The sequence below is a fragment of the Vibrio sp. J2-3(2022) genome, assembly GCF_021725735.1.
Lineage (GTDB): Bacteria > Pseudomonadota > Gammaproteobacteria > Enterobacterales > Vibrionaceae > Vibrio > Vibrio diabolicus.
Genome location: NZ_JAKKCK010000001.1, coordinates 1,563,608 through 1,582,449, shown reverse-complemented (window position 1 = coordinate 1,582,449; position 18,842 = coordinate 1,563,608). Strand labels below are relative to the sequence as shown.

The following is an 18,842-nucleotide window of genomic DNA, read 5'->3' as shown; positions in this document are numbered from 1 at the left end:
ATTATGTCCTTATTTATGTATACCCAAGTGATTGCGACATGATCATTTCAGTAAGGCCCCCTCGAAAGCTTCGTCTTACTGAATGATGTCATCAGCATCAAAAACTGCTTGAATGCCGGTTGATGTCGCCTCTTGTTGGGGCTTGCATCCGTCTGAAAAACCATTCCATACGGTCACTTAGATATAAAAGCTAGCGAAAACTAGAAATAACTCACACCGCCTAATTCTAGTTTGTATAAAAAGCGTACAATCCTGTGAGCCGTGTGGGATGTTACGACATCAGAAATGTCCGTTACTTTGATCCACTTCCTAATTCTCAAGGGTTGATGGATTTACCATCAACTACGCCCTTTATTTGTGATTCTTGTCACTTAAATATCTTTTGTGTCGAGTGTATTAAGATCTCGTTGCACATCGATTATGAAAAATCTTTCCATGTTAACCAAGTTAATGTGACCAATATTACAATTTTCACATCATCAGATGAGTGGGCTATAAAAAGCGTCATGAACGGGTTTTAACCTTTCTCATATTCCATTGTGATCAAAATCACTAAGAACTGGAGCAAAGCTCACTTTGTTGAGATTTGGATCACTAACCTAGCAATGGTACCCCCTCTACGCCCTCAGCCCTCCTCCTTCAAAGGAGGAGAATTAGGAGGATGTTTATTCACAGAGGTAAATGCACGATGTATGGCAGATGAATTACCAAAAGACGTGAGAATTTCGTAATGAAACCTACTCAACAAAAACAATTTGACAAGAAGTCGTTCCAAGAAAGCGTAAAGAAACACCTATCTGTAACTTACGCTCACACGATTGAAAACGCAGACAGCCGAGCTTGGTACCTAGCAATGGGTCATGCACTGGCTGAGTTCACTACTTTAGATTTGCTTGCTACTGAAGAAGATCCACGCATTAAAAGTGCGAAGAGCGTTAACTACCTTTCGCTAGAATTCCTTATCGGTCGTTTGACGGGTAACAACCTAATCAGCATGGGTTTGTACGAACAAGTAACAGAAGCAATGGCTGAACTGGGTTACAACCTAACTGACCTGCTAGAAGAAGAACGTGACCCATCATTGGGTAACGGTGGTCTTGGTCGTCTAGCGGCATGTTTCATGGATTCATGTGCGGCACAAGAATTCCCAACCGTCGGTTACGGCTTGCACTACGAATACGGTTTGTTCAAACAGTCTTTCAAAGATGGTCGCCAGCAAGAAGCACCTGACGCATGGCGTGGTATAGAAGGCTACCCTTGGGAAATTGCTCGTCCAGAACTTGCACAAGAGATCGGTTTCTACGGTCACGTTGAAGTGGTTAACGAGAACGGTAAAGAAGTTCGCAAATGGGTTCCTGGCATGTCTGTAAGAGCAATGCCTTGGGATCTACCAATTGTGGGTTACGAATCAGACACGGTTTACCCGCTACGTCTTTGGGAATGTCAGGCAATTGCACCATTCTCGCTAGCAAGTTTTAACAACGGTGACTACTTCGAAGCGCAGCACGCACTGATCGACGCAGGCAACATCACTAAAGTGCTTTACCCGAATGACAACCACGAGAAAGGTAAAACACTTCGTCTAATGCAACAGTACTTCCACTCAGCTGCGTCTGTACGTGACATCCTACGTCGCCACGAAGCAGCTGGCTACTCGCTAGCGGATCTACCGAAGCAAGAGACTATCCAGCTTAACGATACGCACCCAACGATTGCGATTCCTGAGCTAATGCGCATCCTGATGGACGAAAAAGGTCTAACTTGGGAAGCGGCTTGGGAAATCAGCTCTCAAACATTCGCGTACACAAACCACACGCTACTTCCAGAAGCACTAGAGACATGGCCAGAGTCGCTAATTCAGCACCTACTACCACGTCACATGGAGATCATTTACGAGATCAACCACCGCTTCCTACAAGACGTACGTGCAATGTGGCCGGGTGATGTTGCGAAACAACAGAAGCTTTCTATCATCGAAGAAGGTTTCCACCGCATGGTTCGCATGGCAAACCTATGTGTAATTGGCTCTTACGCAGTAAACGGTGTAGCGGCACTTCACTCTGAATTGGTTAAGAAAGACCTGTTCCCAGAGTTCCACGAAATGTACCCAACACGTCTACACAACGTAACGAACGGTATTACGCCACGTCGTTGGTTGAAGTTCTGTAACCCAGGTCTTTCTAAGCTAATCACAGAGAAAGTCGGCCCAGAATGGCCTGCGAAACTAGAGCAACTAGAAGGCATCGCTAAGTACGCCACTGACGAGAAATTCCAGAAAGAATTCATGGCAGTGAAGAAAGAGAACAAAGAACGCCTAGCTAACTGGGTGAAAGAGAACATGGGTATCGAACTCGATACTAATGCGATCTTCGATGTTCAAATCAAGCGTCTGCACGAGTACAAGCGCCAGCACTTAGACCTTCTACACGTACTGTCTCTGTACCATCGCATTATTAACGAACCAGGCTTCGAATGTGTGCCTCGCGTTGTGTTCTTCGCAGCGAAAGCGGCACCGGGGTACCACCTAGCGAAAGAAATCATTTTCGCTATTAACAAGATTGCTGAGAAAGTGAACAACGACCCTCGCATCGGCAACAAGCTGAAAGTGGTCTTCATTCCTGATTACCGTGTGAGCATGGCTGAAATTATTATTCCTGCGGCGGACGTATCACAACAAATTTCACTTGCGGGTAAAGAAGCATCAGGTACTGGTAACATGAAGATGGCGCTTAACGGTGCCCTAACGATCGGTACGATGGATGGTGCTAACGTTGAGATTCGTGAAGAAGTAGGCGATGAGAACATCTACATCTTCGGTCTAGACGTTGAAGGTGTGAAAGCGCTGAAAGCTCAAGGTTACAACCCATTTGATTACTACAATGCGGATCACCTACTCAAAGCGTCTATGGACCTACTACTGGGTGAAGAATTCACTCCAGGTCAACCAGGCTTACTGCGTGCAACGTACGACAGCCTACTAGATGGTGGTGACCCGTACTTATGTCTTGCGGACTTCGCATCTTACGTGAAAGCGCACGAAGACATGAGCGAACAATACAAAGACCAAGCTGGCTGGGCGAAGAAAGCCATTCTTAATACCGCCCTTGTCGGCAAGTTCACCTCAGATCGCTCAATTCGCGACTATGTGAACAACATCTGGAAACTAAAAGCGGTTCACCGTTAATAGAACAGAGTTAAGACCAAGGTAGCCAAGCGCTACCTTTGGTCATTTTCCAAAAGAAGTTATTGATAACAATAAAACCCTACATGGAAGGTGTTGGTATTACCTTCGGAGAAAGCGATGAAAGAACAAACAGCATTAAAGAAAGTCGCGGAAATGGCGAGATTGGCTGATAGCTATGTCAGTGCTTGGGGAGATGAGGCAAAAGTGTCTGAGGAGACGCTACGCCGCTTGCTCGCTTCGCTTGGCTACGATACTAGCAGCGATGAAAAACTATTGGCTTCTGCTGAAAAGAAACATAAAAAAGACGTACTAGCCCCTGTTCTTGTTTTACGCGACGGCGAACCAGTCGAAGTGGAACTAAACCTAGGTACGAGTGCTCGTGAGAGTGAATTCAGCTGGCGTTTAGAAACAGAACAAGGAGAGGTACTTGAAGGCTATCTTCAGTCCCAAATTGTTCGTGATGAGCGTGCTGAGGGTGGCCCTCTAGTGTTTGCATTGCCAAAGAACTTGGCTTGGGGTTATCACAAATTGATTGTCAGCCGTAAGCGTCGTAAAACGCCTTACGAGATGTCATTGATCATCACGCCGAAAGCGTGTTTCAAACAAGACGATCTAAACCAACATAAAAAGCTATGGGGTCCTAGTATCCAGCTTTACACACTGCGTACTCAGCACAACTGGGGTATTGGTGATTTTGGTGACCTAAAACAGTTGGTGAGCGATATCGCTTCTCGTGGCGGTGACTTCATTGGTTTGAACCCGATTCACTCACTGTTCCCAGCGAACCCAGAAGGCGCGAGCCCATACAGCCCGTCTTCTCGTCGTTGGTTGAATATCATGTACATCGACGTAAGTTCTGTACCTGAATTCGCACTGAGTGCTGAAGCTCAGCAACGTGTTGGCAGTGCAGAGTTTCAACAGCGTCTACAAAAAGCACGTGACTCTCATTGGGTGAACTACACAGAAGTTTCGCAACTGAAAATGAGCGTTCTTCCGCTGCTGTTTAGTGAGTTTAAAGCTCGCCATTTAGACAAAAACACCGACCGCGCTCGTGCATTCTTGGATTTTGTCGAAAAAGGCGGCGACAGCTTGTTACACCAAGCTGCATTCGATGCGCTTCATGCGGATTTACACGCAGAAGATTCAAACATGTGGGGTTGGCCTGTATTCCCTGATAAATACCGCACATTCGACGCAGCCGGCACTCAGAAATACATCAAAGACAATCAAGACCGCGTTCACTTGTACATGTACTTACAGTGGATCGCAGACGATCAAATTAAAGAAGCGCAGTCACTGGCAGAAGAAAAAGGCATGGCTGTGGGCTTGTACCGCGACCTTGCTGTCGGTGTCGCCGACTCAGGTAGCGAAACATGGGCCGACGACGGTAACTTAGTGCTAGACGCCAGCATCGGTGCGCCGCCGGATGTACTTGGTCCTCTGGGTCAAAACTGGGGTCTGCCTCCGCTTAACCCTCAAGTTTTAGAAGCGACTGGCTACGACGCGTACATCAAGTTGCTACGTGCCAACATGAAGCATTGTGGTGCATTGCGTATCGACCACGTGCTTGGCCTGCTTCGCCTTTGGTGGATTCCAAAAGGCGAGAAGGCGACAGAAGGCGCGTACTTGTACTACCCAGTGGAAGACATGCTCGCAATCCTAGCGCTTGAGTCACACCGTCATCAGTGTTCAGTGATTGGTGAAGACTTGGGTACTGTGCCAGATGAAATCGTCGATATCCTACGCGATGCAGGTGTGCACTCATACAAAGTATTCTTCTTCGAAACTTCGAAAGAAGACGGTGGGTTCATTTCTCCGAAGCACTACGCAGAGCAATCGATGGCCGCACTGTGTACGCATGACATGCCAACCCTGCGTGGTTTCTGGCACTGCGATGATTTGAAAATGGGTCGTGAGATTGGCCTGTACCCAGATGAAAAACAGTTGGAAGGCTTATTTGCTGATCGCTTGAAGTGCAAGCAAGGTATCTTAGACAGCGTTCGCTGGCACGGCTATTTACCAGAAGGCATTGGTCATGATGCTCAGTACGTACCGATGGACTCGTACCTAAGCGAAGCGCTGCAACTGCACGTAGCAGCGGGTGACTCTGCACTGCTTAGCGTTCAGCTTGAAGACTGGCTAGAAATGGATCAACCGGTCAACATTCCTGGCACGGTGGATGAGTATCCAAACTGGCGTCGTAAATTGTCGATGAACCTAGATGAAATCTTCAGCCGTGAAGATGTGAATCGCATTTCTAAACGCCTCACTGAAGTTCGCGCACAGGCGAGCAAATAAGATGCGTAGAGTGACGTAGATGAATGAGCGGATTACCAATTTTGTTAGCTCAGAGGTACGAAAGTTCCGTCTAGGTCACTCATTCCGAAAACACAATCCGTTAGGATGAAGTACCGTTATTATGCCCGCGACAATAGCGGGCATTTTTTGTTTTTGACATCGCTTGATGCATACATGTTTTAAGCGAAGTCTTTTGTGAGTTCACAACGTTGGCTGTGGAGAAACCGATGTTTGATTCAGATTTCTGGTCTTGAAAAGGATATTGGCTCTAGGGAGAAAGATTTGAAAACCACCAAAACCAAGAAAATAAAGAAACAACACGAACGCGCATACGAACTGCTTGCTGAGGCGGCTTACTCAGACCCATTTTCGGCGTTGGGGCCATTCATTGATGATGGCGAAGGATCGCTGCGAGTGTGGATGCCGGGCGCAAACAAGGTTGAACTGCTTGTTAATGGCGAACCTCGCGTGGCGCTTGAGCGTGATGGTGACAGCGGTTTTATCTTAAAAGAACAACGCGATTTACACCTGACCCACTACCGTTTGGCGGTCGATTGGAATGGTGTTGAACAAATTATTGATGACCCGTACCAGTACCACAATATTTACCAAGAGTACGATCATCTGCATACGCCCAAAGACATGTATCACTATATGGGCGCACACTTTGTCACGCTAGAACGTGGCGGTGAAAACATCTCCGGTGTTCGCTTCCTTGTCTACGCACCGCATGCATCGGCTGTTAGCCTTGTGGGGTGCTTCAACCAATGGGACGGTCGTCGTCACCCAATGCAACGTTTAGATTATGGCATTTGGGGTTTGTTCATTCCTGGCTTAGAAGAAGGCGTTCAGTACAAATTTGAGCTCAAAGGGCCAAATGGGGAAGGGCTGCCACATAAACAAGACCCTTGGGGTTTCTACTCTGAGCAATACCCATCGTTCGCATCCATTACTTACGATCACAAGCGTTACCAATGGCAAGATGCGAAATGGCAAAACCGCGCAGTGACACAAAAGCGTGATGAAGCGTTATCGTTTTATGAGCTGCATGCTGGATCATGGAAGCGCAACGAGAAAGGCGATTTCCTCAACTACCGCGAACTCGCGGAGCAGTTGGTGCCATACCTTGTGGATATGGGCTACACCCACGTTGAGCTGATGCCTGTGTCTGAGCATCCATTCTACGGTTCATGGGGCTATCAACCCGTTGGCTTGTTTGCGCCAACCAGCCGTTTTGGCTCACCTGATGATTTCAAATTCTTCGTGGATGCGTGTCACCAAGCAGGCATCGGTGTGGTGCTGGATTGGGTTCCTGCGCATTTCCCATCGGATGATCACGGTTTAGCAAACTTTGACGGCACACCGTTGTTCCACGACCCGGACCCACGTCGCGGTTGGCACCAAGATTGGAACTCATACATCTACGATTTAGGCCGTGAACATGTGCGTCGCTTCCTTGTATCGAACGCGCTGTACTGGTTTGAACAATTCCATATTGATGGCATTCGCGTGGACGCTGTCGCGTCGATGCTCTATCTCGATTATTCACGTAGCCACGATCAGTGGGTACCGAACGTCGACGGTGGCAACGAAAACTACGACGCAATCGCAACCTTAAAATGGATGAACGAAGAAGTGTACAAGCACTTCCCGAATGCGATGACGATTGCGGAAGAGTCAACGGCGTTTCCGGGGGTGTCTGCGCCAACCTTTATGGGTGGTTTAGGTTTTGGCTTCAAGTGGAATATGGGGTGGATGCACGATAGTCTTTCATACATCAAAGAAGATCCTGTTCACCGCAAATACCACCACAATACCATCACATTCCCGCTGGTTTATGCGCACAGCGAAAACTACGTCTTGTCTCTCTCTCACGATGAGGTGGTGTACGGAAAAGGCTCTATCCATAACAAGATGCCAGGTGATGAATGGCAGCAAACCGCAAACCTACGTGCATACTACGGTTACATGTATGGTCAACCGGGCAAAAAGCTGAACTTCATGGGCGCGGAAATCGGCCAAACGGCGGAGTGGAACCACGATGATCAGTTGCAATGGTTCTTGTTGGAATACGAACGTCATCAAGGCGTTCAAAAGCTGATGCGCGATTTGAACCACTTGTACCGAAATGAAGCGGCGATGCACGATCAAGATTGTGTTCCTGCTGGTTTTGAGTGGCGTCTACAAGACGAAGCGGATGCGAGTATCCTAGCGCACGAGCGTATCAGTAAAGAAGGTGAGCGTATTTTGATCATCACCAACTTTACGCCCGTACCACACGAGCGTTTTCGTTTAGGCGTTCCAAATGCAGGTCAATACGAACTACTGCTGAACACGGACGACAGCAAATACGGCGGCAGCGATTTTAAAGTGCAGACCAGTGTGAAAACGGAAAAAGTCGAAAGTGAATCACTGCCTCAATCACTTGAGCTTCGTTTACCACCACTTTCAACCGTGTTCTACAAGCTGAATAAATAATTCAGTCTAATCAAATTCTAAGCTCGTTTTACATTGTAAATCGGGCTTTTTTTGACCTATTTTTTACCTCAAAAACTTGTTGTTCCTGATTGAATCAGGCAAGCTCGCTGGTTTGTTTATCATCAATCGCTAATGCATTGGGGAACCACACATGTTGAAAAGGCTTAAGTCATTTCTATTTAAAATGGTGTTGATCTTGCTGATCGCCCCAGTCGTTTTGGTTGGTGTGGTGAAATATGTCGATCCGCCAATATGGGGATGGAAGTTAAGCCGCATTGTTGTGCCACCAAAGAACTATCCAGACAGCAGCCAACACGAATGGGTATCCTTGCCGCGTATTTCAAAAAATATGCAGTTAGCGGTGATTGCGACCGAAGACCAAAAATTCCCTCATCACTATGGATTGGACTTCGAATCGCTATTCGACGTGATTGCCGAGGCAGGTGACAATGGCCCGTCGAGAGGCGCGAGCACGATTACCCAACAAGCCGCGAAAAATGTGTTTTTGTTTCCTTCTCACTCCTACGCTCGCAAGGCTTACGAGCTTTACTTTGCTTTGCTGATGGAGCTGATGTGGAGTAAAGAGCGCATTCTCGAAGTGTATCTAAATGTGGTTGAATTTGGTCCCGGTATTTACGGTGCTGAAGCGGCGGCGCAGAATTATTTTGGTGTCAGTGCAAAGCAACTCTCGAAGTGGCAAGCAGCGCGTTTAGCCGTGGTGTTGCCAAACCCATATCGAATCAAAGTCTACCCACAAAGTGATTACACTGCTCGCCGCACAAGATGGGCAATGAATCAAATGAGCAATCTTGGCAGCGTGCAACTTTAAGTCCCTCAATCCATTGCGCTTAAATAGAACTACGCCCCTATATCAATAAAATGTGAAGCGTCACAACCTTTGGGGCGTAGGCAGTTAGAATGATGTGTTCAGTTTCTTATCTAGGCACAATTAGTGTGAATAAAACTAATAAATGTGCATGGTTACCATGTGCTGCCAATGGACTGAACGATGAAACTGAACCTGATTACCACTACTTTACTGCTTGCGTCGGCAAGTGCCATCGCCGAGCCTAACATCACCATTTCTACCACGACCAGCAGCCGTGACTTCCCATTAAGTGCAGAACAGCCTTTGGTTGTGCCTCTAACCAAAGACGGATACACGCTTAAAATCACGGGCGTTGAAGGCGACTGCATTGCCCCCGATGGTCAGAAAGTGAAGTTCAATAAACCTCTTGCGCTAAACTGCGGTAAGCCAACGGAGCTGCCATTAAAAATCCGCTTTACCGGCGATTACTCTTTTGCTTTTGATGCAGAAGCCAAAACACTGCGTTTTAAGCGTGAACCTAAGAAAGCCGCCAAGAGTGAGTTCAAACGCCCAATTCCACAAGTGCAATGTGAGGTTTACCAAGGCGGAGAAGTGACCATTGCGTTAGGTGACAGTTTCCCGGATGGCACCAAGTTGCGAGATGCTTACTCGGGGCAAATGGTTGAAGTGCAAGATCAGCAAGTATCGCTGACGCCAAGCAAAGACTCCGGCGGTTTGGTGCTACTAGAGCCAGTAAAGAAAACCAAAGAAGCAGTGCCGTTTGATTATCGCAATGCCAACATTTACTTCGTGATGGTCGACCGTTTCAACAATGCTGATACGAGCAATGACAACAGCTATGGACGCAAGAAAGACGGCAAAGATGAAGTCGGCACGTTCCACGGCGGTGACCTTAAAGGTGTAATTGAGAAACTGGATTACATCAAGAGCCTAGGTACAGACGCGATTTGGTTGTCGCCAATCGTTGAACAAGTGCACGGTTTTGTCGGTGGTGGCGATAGTGGCTCATTCCCGTTTTATGCTTACCACGGCTACTGGACGCGCGATTTCACCAAGATTGATGAGAACTTCGGTAACGAAGAAGATTTAAAAACGCTGGTGGAAGAGGCGCACAAGCGTGGCCTCAAAGTCTTGATGGATGCGGTTATCAACCATTCTGGTTACTCAACATTGGCGGATCTACAGTTTGATGGTATCGATGTGTCAAAGCCTAATGCCGAACTGCCCAAGAAATGGGGCGACTGGCAACCAAAAGCAGGCGAAAATTGGCATAGCTACCACCAGAATATTGATTATCAGAGTCCGAACTGGGCGAAGTGGTGGGGCGGCGATTGGGTAAGAACCAGCTTGCCGGGTTACCCAGCTCCGGGCAGTAGCGACATCACCATGTCATTGGCGGGGCTGCCTGACTTTATCACCGAGTCAGGCAAAGCTGTAAAACCAGCTCAGTGGCTATTAGATAACCCAGGGACTCGCGTAGAAGCTCGTGACAACTACACCGTGGCGGATTACTTGATTGAGTGGCAAACCGATTGGGTGAAACGCTTCGGCATTGATGGCTATCGCGTCGACACGGTGAAACACGTCGAAGGTGAAGTTTGGAAGCGTCTAAAAGAGGAAGCATCGAACAGCCTAGAACAGTGGCGTAAAGAAAATGGCAAATCAGGTCAGCCGTTCTGGATGATGGGCGAAGTCTGGGGACACACCGCGTATCGCAGCCCTTATTTCGATGATGGTTTTGACGCGTTGATCAACTTCGATATGCAGAAGAAGCTAGACAAAGGCGCGGCGTGCTTTAGCCAAATGGCAGACACTTACCAAAGCTATGCGGACACTATCGCGAACGAGAAAGACTTCAACCCAGTCAGTTACATGTCTTCTCACGATACGGAGTTGTTTTTCTCACGTTTTAAAGATTACGGCATGCAACGTAACGCGGCGAACGCATTGCTTCTTAGCCCAGGTGCGGTTCAGGTTTATTATGGTGATGAAGTAGGTCGTAACATTGGCCCTTACGCGGATGATTTCCACCAAGGCACACGTTCAGACATGGTTTGGAAGCTATCTTATGACAAACAAGCGCTGCTGAAACACTGGCAAACCCTTGGTCAGTTCCGTCAAGCACACACTGCCATTGGCGCAGGTCAGCATCGAGTGATTGAACAGGAAGGCGCGTACGTTTTCTCTCGCTCGCTTGGCAATGACAAAGTCGTCGTGGCGTTTGTAGGACGTAATAAGTAACTAAACGCTCTTTATGTCGGTAAATAAAAAGCCCTTCCTTGAGTTATCAGGGAAGGGCTCTGTTGTTTTAGTTCGCCAGTTCTTGGTCGATGACTTTTTCTAGCTCGTCAAACGGCACATAACCAGGAATGATCTGATCATTAATGATTAACGCGGGCGTGCCGCGTAAACCAAGTTGCGTGAAATACTGATAGTTTTTATCAAGCAGCGCTTTGGTCTCTTTGTCGTCGACAAGCTGCGCTTCTGTCCCCGTTTTTTTCGCGATTTGTTTTAACGAACGTGCATCATGTGCGCCCGGTTTTTTCACCAGTAACTCATGCACTTGTTCGTACTTATCTCGCTGGTTTTGCCAAACATTTAATGCGTAACTTGCCGAGTTGTAGCCGTTTTTCTCGTATTGTTCTTTAAAAGAGACATTGAGGTTAAGCACTTTTATCTGCGGATATTCCTCACCAACTTTGACCAGTTCTCCTTCTAAACGTTTACAAAAAGGGCAACTGTAGTCCGTTACGTTAATAATGGTTAACTCAGGGTTTTCAGCACCAAAAGAGGAATGTTTGCCATCACTTAGATAGTGACGAACCTCCTTCAAGGTGTCGCCAAATGACTGTTGATACGCAATGTACTCTTGAAGGTTTTGGTGCAATGAATCAAGAATTTGAGGATTCTCTTTTAGTATCTGAGTAACTTCCTCCAGCTTTTGTTCTGCGGTCTTTTCTGATGCGAAAGATACGGCAGGTACGATAGCCATCGTTAACGTCAAAAGTGTACGAGTGAATGTCATAATATTTCCTAAAACTTTTAAATTTCGTTGTTTGTTATGTGAAGTGAATAAAATACGTACAAAAGTCAGGCGATAAGGTCTTTCGCCTTGCTAGGTTTATTCTCTAAACACGCAAAGTTTTAGGTGAACCCGACACTTTTCCGGTATCGGTTCAGTGTATTCCAGATAATGAATTGCTGTGGATGCCATCTGCAGCGCCACAATCAAAGCAAACAGAAAAAATGGAATAAGAATATGGTCCAACTGGTGTTGGTACGCTTGAACTAGCTTCTCTGAAAGGTCGCAAGATGGTGATAAATTCACGCTTTCATCTTGCTGACTCTGTATTTGGTGAGCCTTAGGGCAGCTTTTCGAGAAGCCGGAGTTTTGGCTTAAACATACCATCACCACCCAAAACACGAGGGCGAGTGTCCACTTGGCTATTTTAGGTTGTGAGCGTAACAATGGGCTGCCTAGTCCTGTTGATTCTGGTTTATGCCGTTTGCATATGACCGGACAATCCTAACCTAAATTTCATTATGGAATGTTACTTTCGAGTTAATCGATATCGCCTCAATGCCAAAGTATGAAGTACGTCATGAATGTTGTAGAAAGCAATATTCGTCAGAATCATTTGTCGGGTTGATGAAGAAGTCCTGAGGTATCGATATAGATTAATATACCTAATTGTTAGCACAAATTTTTATTATCTTTCAAATGTGATTAAAATCATAAAACAAAACTTCATAATTGAGTCGCCAGAATGTTCGGCAGACGGATTGATTTTGATCATCTCTCTAGCACATTATTCGGGTGAACATATGTGTCCTGTCCCACATGTGTAGGTAATGTTATGAAAAATCCTGTTCAAACTGAGCGCAAGGTTACGCTGGGGTGCTACGTTGCACTGGCGTTTGCGGTCGTCTTCTTTTCTGGTCTCATGCAATCGAACGAATGGTATGGCGTATTTGACTTCACCACGTTGAATGGCTCTTTCGGCAAGGTGGCTTATGGTGTCACCGAAACGGCTGACGGTGTGCAAGTTGCAACAACGTCGCTTCGTGGTACTGGTGGTAGCGGTGCACGTGACGGTTTCATTTTTGCACTTACTTTGATTCCTACCGTTATGTTCGCATTGGGTATGATCAATGTACTTGAGCACTATGGCGCACTAGAAGCAGCACGCAAACTGTTAACGCCGCTTCTTCGCCCAACTATGGGTATTCCGGGTAATTCTGGTTTGGCTCTTATCGCTTCGCTGCAAAGTACCGACGCAGGTGCGGCGATGACTCGTCAGCTTAAAGATGAAGGCCATCTTACCAAACGCGAAACCGATGTGTTCACTATGTTCCAGTTCACCGCTGGTGCCACCATTGTTAACTTTTTTTCCTCAGGGGCGGTGCTGTTTACGCTGACGATGGCGGATGGTTCGCTTGCCGTAACGTCTTCTATTGGTTTGGCGGTTGTGGTGATGTTCTTATTTAAAATTGTGGGCGCGAACTTATTCCGTATCTACCTAAACATCACAGAAGGTAAAGAAGACAAGCAAGATCAAAACAAATCTGAGAACTTAAAAGAGGAGACGGCGTAATGAGTGACGTAAAAGCAAGTAAGCCGATGGTGACGGATATTTTCGTTGAAGGCGCTAAAAAAGGCTGGGTTATTGCGACAACATCAACCGTGCCTAACGTTCTTATGGCGTTTGTCATCATTAAAGCGTTACAGATTACTGGCGCGTTGGATTTGATGGGCTCGGTATTTTCTCCAGTAATGGCGGTTTTTGGTTTGCCAGGTGAAGCAGCTGCGGTGCTGATTGGTGCTTGGATGTCGATGGGCGGCGCAGTTGGCGTGGTTATCACATTGTTTGACCAAGGCATCTTGAATGGTACGCACATCGCGATTCTTGCACCTGCAATTTACCTAATGGGCTCACAGGTTCAGTACATGGGTCGAATTATGGGACCTATCGGTACTGAAGGTCGTTACATCCCAATTATGATTGCGATTTCCGTATTGAACGCATTTGGCGCAATGCTAGTCATGAACTTGTTTGTTTAGGGGGCAATCATGCAGTTTTCTCTCAATGAATATCTCGAAGAACTTCGTCCTCTCATCAATGTCGATTGTGGCACGTACACCACTGATGGCATTGAGTTCATCGCTTCTCAATTTGAAGAGAAGTACCAAGCGATGTCAGGTTGGAGCGTAAAACGCATCGACTGTGGCAGAGCGGGTATCGGTCTTGAAGTTCGAAACAAGCCTGAAGCTGAGCAAGTTGACGTGATGCTGATTGGTCACATGGACACAGTGTTCCCTGTCGGTACCGCAGAGTTACGTTCTATGTCTCAAGACGCTGAAAAAGCGTACGGTCCGGGTGTCTCGGACATGAAATCTGGCTTGCTGAATATTGTGTACGCGATGCGTAACCTCGACCAAGCGGTGTTGGATAAACTGTCGATTTGTATCTGCATGAACCCAGACGAAGAAACCGGATCGTTAGATTCGGTCGACTGGATTCAATCTGTTGCAAAAAACGCGAAGAACGTATTGGTGGCAGAAGCAGCACGTGCAGACGGCGGTTTAGTCAAAGCGCGCAAAGGCATGGCGCGTTACAAAATCACGTTTAACGGCGTGGCGGCCCACGCTGGCAACGAACCAGAAAATGGCCGCAGTGCAATTACCGAGATGGCGAACTGGATTCTCGCAATCAATGCCATGACGAACTTCGAATCTGGTACCACATTAAACGTGGGTATTGTGTCTGGCGGTAACGGCGCAAACATCGTCCCTGAGCGCGCTGAAGCGATCGTGGATGTGCGTTTCTGGAATAACGATGAGTACGATGATGTCGATAGCAAGCTAAACGGCATGCTGGAAACACCATTTGTTGATGGCGTTAGCATCGAGTTGGTTCGTGAAGCTTACAAACCTTCTATGGTACCAAGCGCGCAAACTGAAAGTCTGATGGCATTAGTTGAAGAAGCAGCAAGTGAACTGGCTATCGATATCAACTGGAAAGAAGTGGGTGGCGGCTCTGATGCAAACAATACGGCAATTCTTGGCGTTCCAACTTTGGATGGTCTAGGACCTATCGGTGCAGGTTTCCACAGTGACCAAGAGTACTTGTTGCTTGAGTCTATCGAACCACGTATCAAAATGCTGATGCGTGTACTGGAGAAGATAGCTCAGTAGCGCACTCGACAACTTAGTTCCCAATATCACGATCCCCAGACTTCGGTTTGGGGATTTTTCTATCTGTGTTTTTGTTTCACTTTACTATCATTTCTTGTTATTAATCTTGCGTTCAGGTTCGATTTATTAATATGTTGGCCACAGTCATAAATTTCGGAGGCAACGATGACCACAACAATGTCTGTAAAATCGGCGCCGAAAGACGCCAAAGATCAAACGATGCAAGCGCCAGATGAGAAAACATTCTGGCGCAAAATGAAAGGGTCGGTGAAGAAAGCGGGTGAAGAAATTGCCGTTATGGGCATCAAATCATGGCTCGCGATGACAGATTCCAACACCGCCGTTCGCCATAAGGCGATTTTAGGTGGCGCATTGGCTTACTTCGTATTACCCACCGATATGGTGCCAGATGTGTTAGCAGGCGTCGGCTTTACCGATGACATGGCAGCGCTTACCTTAGCCGCTAACTCAGTCGGCAATGCCATTACTGAAGAACACGAAGAACAAGCCAGAGAAAAATTGAATTCGATGGCGGATTAGAAAGAGCGTTTCTAGACGCGGAGAAAACAAAAGCCCCGATGTTTCCATCGGGGCTTTCTTTTAGACAGGACTATATAATTTCAGAATGGTAATCGTAAAACGATTTAGGCGTCAGCGCGTTTAAGATGCACTTCTTCTTCGGCTACGCCTGCCATTGGATCGTTGAAGCGAGCTTCATCCAATGCGCCTTCTGATTTTGCGACAATGACGGTAACTGCACTGTCACCAGTTATGTTTACCGCAGTACGAATCATATCAAGTAGACGGTCAACACCCATGATGAGCGCGATACCTTCAAGCGGCAGACCAACTTGGTTCAATACCATGGCTAGCATTACAAGGCCAACACCAGGGACACCCGCAGTACCGATAGATGCTAATGTAGCTGTCATGATTACCATTAGGTAATCGCCCATAGTTAAATCAATATTGAAGGCTTGAGCAATAAAGGCGGTTGCTACACCTTGCATGATCGCCGTACCGTCCATGTTCACGGTTGCACCAAGTGGTACTGTGAACGATGATACGCGGTTCTCAACCCCCATACGGTGCTTAGCCGTTTCCATTGTCACTGGAATCGTCGCGTTTGATGATGCGGTCGAGAAAGCAAACATGATCGCGTCTTCCATCTTACGTAGGAACGTAATTGGATTTAGACCAGTGAAACCTTTTAACATTAAGCTGTAAGTGACTAGGCCGTGCAGGACAAGCGTCCCCGCCAGTACTAAGAAGTACTCTGCCAGATTGACGATTGCGCCCAGACCAAGACCAGTAAATAGCTTCGCCATTAAGAAGAACACACCATAAGGCGCCAAGTTCATCAAAATCGCAACCAGTTTCATGATCACTTCATTCAGATCAGAGAAGAACGCTGCAATACGTTCACCAGGTTTGCCTGCTGCGCTGATCGCGATACCAAATAGCACTGCGAACACAATAACTTGCAGGGTTTTACCTTCAGCCATCGCACTGATAGGGTTGGTTGGGAACATATCGATGATCACCTGACCCAAAGATGGTGCTTCTGCTGATTTGAATGAACTTGCTGCGGTTAGGTCAGCGCCAGCACCTGGCTGGAACAGAGTACCCATAGTTAGAGCAAGCGTAATCGCGATAGCCGTTGTTGTAACGTAGAAAGCGAGGGTTTTACCACCCATGCGACCCAGTGTAGAAAGGTCTTTGAGGGAGCTAGTACCACAAACTAGTGAAACAAACACTAGAGGGACTACGAGCATTTTTAAGCTGGCGACGAAGATCTGTCCACCAACTTCAAATAATCCATTAACAATGTATGCGTCGACAAATCCGTTGCCGGCAAAAAGTGTGCGAATTGCAAATCCTGTCAAGATACCCGCTACCATACCCAAAATTACGCGGCTGGTTAGCGACATCGGTTTCTTGGTATTCATGAGAACACTCCTTATAGTTATGCACCTTGAGTTCACTTCAAAGCGGCGAGCAGAGTAGCAGTGGAGTGAGAAAATACGAAAGAATAATCCTCTAAATGGTTAATAGATGTGAACTTTATCACTAATAAAAATAGAGTTTTAACCAAATCTTAACTATTTGACTGGTCGAAAAGTTTGTATTTTAACACTTTTATCGAACATGCAACCGATAAGAAAGAGTATTTACATTTATTTTTAGTAGTAAATGGAGTGCATATTATCTCTAAGGAATGTTGCTCTTGCATAACTATCTAGATTTTATTCAGGCTAGAAGCCGTCTCTTTTTGACTGTTTTTGTATTGGGCTGAACACTAGGGGCTAACGAGCCGTCTATGCCCCTGCTTATGTTACCTATCCGCTGAATCAATGATGGTTGGTCAATGTAGATAATTGGAGGTGATCCCAACTCCAATAATTCTGATTGGTATTGCTAATACCCCCAACCCAATAGCATTGCTTCGCTAGCATGAAGCCTTCCAAACAATGCTGACCAGCCTCAGTGATATGGACGCTCTGTTCCCACCAGTCCCTGTCACGTGACTCAATCGTGATTAAAGGCGTTTGACATTGTGCTAGAGGGAGGAGTAAGGCGTAAAACATCACATCGCCCAAGTAAGGTAGAGGTTCACGTTGTTGATATTGCTCAAACCAATCTTTGATGAGAATTGAACGATTTTGAGAACTTAGGACCTCTAATGCAATCTGCTGAGTCAAGCTTAATCCTGTTTGTGAATGAGGTAACTCTTGCATATGGCGTATTAGCACGTTGAGCATATTGGGTAAGCAATCTAGATCATGCTGCTCGATCAAATTAACCATAGAGATGGGTGTCGGTGATGTGACAGCGTGCCAGGAATGTTTAGCCTGACTGAATAATTTGGCTGTCACGGGTTTACGGTATCGCCAACAAGAACGAATAGCTTCTTCAGGCAACTGCCCAAAGCCGATGAATCGCTCAGTGCCCGGAAACTGGTTCAACTCAATGATCTCTATCACCTTGTTTTCTACATTCTCTAACAACGTTAGGGCACGAAGCAGCATTAATTGGTCATAGCTGTCATGTTCGACCCAAAAGACGATTCGTTCAAATGTATCACTGAGCAGCGTATCAATATTAGCTTGCTCAAATTTGACAATATCTTGCACTGAATCTTCACGCTTCATCACGGGCAGCAGAGTCTCTACGACATATTGGGCACGAATGGCAAGGAAGTTTTGTGGTGTTGCTGGTATGGGGCCAATACAAAGCGGATCTATTAGGGCTAAAAATGTTCCCTCGAATCCGCTGTCTTTAAGCCGTTGCTGAATATCATGCCCACAGCGGACATGGAGCGTTTTTAGCTCGCTATCAAGAGGAGGGAAGTGTTTTTTGATGGCGTCTTTGTGAGCTTCTAACTCTTCGACATGCGCTTTTAATTTACTCCAACTTGGTAAACCTAATTCTCTGGCTAGCGAATGTTGAACGTCAGCTAATTGAATTGTATTGGGAGCTAATGATTCTGGTTTGGAGTGAAATCGCTTAACTCGATCCAACATCTCATCATCGTGTTGACGTATAGCTTTGAGTCTTTTTTTAGCAACGGATTTTTGTTGGTTAATGTTGATTAAGAAGCTATTTGTAGAGTTCATTTTTCACCTTTCTTATCTCTTCCACACTCGCCTAAATAGAAGCTAAAAAGAAGGTAAAAACAGATTGTTCCTGCTATACAGAGCAGGGTGGAAGAGTTGCCGTGAACCAAGTTCTTTCCGCGAGTGTTGGGGGCTTTAGGCGTGAGCAGACTGATAGTAGGGTTTCACAATCCATCATGCAACTATTCATGAGAGAACCGCATCACAAAATATCAGCCCCATTAAAGAAGTGTTGAATAG

13 protein-coding genes are annotated in these 18,842 nt (G+C 46.4%); 9 read left to right on the top strand and 4 right to left on the bottom strand.

All coding sequences use genetic code 11. The features are described from left to right. Window positions 1-730 precede the first annotated feature (730 nt). The 5 genes from L3V27_RS06895 (at window position 731) to L3V27_RS06875 (ending at window position 11,030) form a co-directional block, all read left to right on the top strand. Window positions 731-3,184 (top strand): glycogen/starch/alpha-glucan phosphorylase, encoded by a 2,454-nt coding sequence (locus L3V27_RS06895; protein WP_237311409.1) that lies wholly within the window; start codon window positions 731-733, stop codon window positions 3,182-3,184. A 117-nt stretch (window positions 3,185-3,301) separates the two neighbouring features. Next, window positions 3,302-5,482: a 4-alpha-glucanotransferase gene (malQ, locus tag L3V27_RS06890; protein WP_237311407.1), complete on the top strand. Its 2,181-nt coding sequence runs from the start codon at window positions 3,302-3,304 to the stop codon at window positions 5,480-5,482. Between the two features lie 282 nt (window positions 5,483-5,764). Next, a complete protein-coding gene (gene glgB / locus L3V27_RS06885) occupies window positions 5,765-7,960 on the top strand; it encodes a 1,4-alpha-glucan branching protein GlgB (RefSeq protein WP_237311406.1) in 2,196 nt (731 codons plus the stop codon). A 151-nt stretch (window positions 7,961-8,111) separates the two neighbouring features. After that, the gene (gene mtgA / locus L3V27_RS06880) at window positions 8,112-8,789 is read left to right on the top strand and encodes a monofunctional biosynthetic peptidoglycan transglycosylase (RefSeq protein WP_046875704.1); all 678 of its coding nucleotides are present in this window, start codon (window positions 8,112-8,114) and stop codon (window positions 8,787-8,789) included. A 180-nt stretch (window positions 8,790-8,969) separates the two neighbouring features. Next, window positions 8,970-11,030, top strand: a complete 2,061-nt coding sequence (locus tag L3V27_RS06875) for an alpha-amylase (RefSeq protein WP_237311404.1) — start codon at window positions 8,970-8,972, stop codon at window positions 11,028-11,030. 67 nt (window positions 11,031-11,097) lie between these two features. Here L3V27_RS06875 and L3V27_RS06870 read toward each other — a convergent pair whose 3' ends face one another. Together L3V27_RS06870 and L3V27_RS06865 are read right to left on the bottom strand one after the other, a co-directional pair. After that, window positions 11,098-11,814: a DsbA family protein gene (locus tag L3V27_RS06870; RefSeq protein WP_237311402.1), complete on the bottom strand. Its 717-nt coding sequence runs from the start codon at window positions 11,812-11,814 to the stop codon at window positions 11,098-11,100. A 96-nt stretch (window positions 11,815-11,910) separates the two neighbouring features. After that, window positions 11,911-12,198 (bottom strand): hypothetical protein, encoded by a 288-nt coding sequence (locus L3V27_RS06865; RefSeq protein ID WP_346346959.1) that lies wholly within the window; start codon window positions 12,196-12,198, stop codon window positions 11,911-11,913. 448 nt (window positions 12,199-12,646) lie between these two features. On the opposite strand from L3V27_RS06865, the gene L3V27_RS06860 reads away from it, so the two are divergent. The 4 genes from L3V27_RS06860 to L3V27_RS06845 all read left to right on the top strand — a co-directional run bounded on the left by L3V27_RS06860 (window position 12,647) and on the right by L3V27_RS06845 (window position 15,525). After that, a complete protein-coding gene (locus tag L3V27_RS06860) occupies window positions 12,647-13,384 on the top strand; it encodes a nucleoside recognition domain-containing protein (RefSeq protein ID WP_237311398.1) in 738 nt (245 codons plus the stop codon). Continuing rightward, window positions 13,384-13,851 (top strand): YjiG family protein, encoded by a 468-nt coding sequence (locus tag L3V27_RS06855; RefSeq protein ID WP_085342508.1) that lies wholly within the window; start codon window positions 13,384-13,386, stop codon window positions 13,849-13,851. Before L3V27_RS06860 ends, L3V27_RS06855 begins: the two co-directional genes overlap by 1 nt. Window positions 13,852-13,860: 9 nt before the next feature. Beyond that, window positions 13,861-14,985, top strand: a complete 1,125-nt coding sequence (locus L3V27_RS06850; protein ID WP_237311396.1) for a M20 family metallopeptidase — start codon at window positions 13,861-13,863, stop codon at window positions 14,983-14,985. A gap of 165 nt (window positions 14,986-15,150) precedes the next feature. Then, window positions 15,151-15,525, top strand: a complete 375-nt coding sequence (locus L3V27_RS06845) for a YkvA family protein (RefSeq protein ID WP_031818445.1) — start codon at window positions 15,151-15,153, stop codon at window positions 15,523-15,525. 104 nt (window positions 15,526-15,629) lie between these two features. Here the strand turns inward: L3V27_RS06845 and L3V27_RS06840 are convergent, their stop codons facing one another. Both L3V27_RS06840 and L3V27_RS06835 read right to left on the bottom strand, forming a co-directional pair. Then, window positions 15,630-16,934 carry a dicarboxylate/amino acid:cation symporter gene (locus L3V27_RS06840; RefSeq protein WP_005397791.1) on the bottom strand — a complete coding sequence of 435 codons (1,305 nt, stop codon included), beginning with the start codon at window positions 16,932-16,934 and terminating at the stop codon, window positions 15,630-15,632. A gap of 402 nt (window positions 16,935-17,336) precedes the next feature. Beyond that, the gene (locus tag L3V27_RS06835) at window positions 17,337-18,602 is read right to left on the bottom strand and encodes a DUF1835 domain-containing protein (protein ID WP_237311394.1); all 1,266 of its coding nucleotides are present in this window, start codon (window positions 18,600-18,602) and stop codon (window positions 17,337-17,339) included. Window positions 18,603-18,842: the final 240 nt, after the last annotated feature.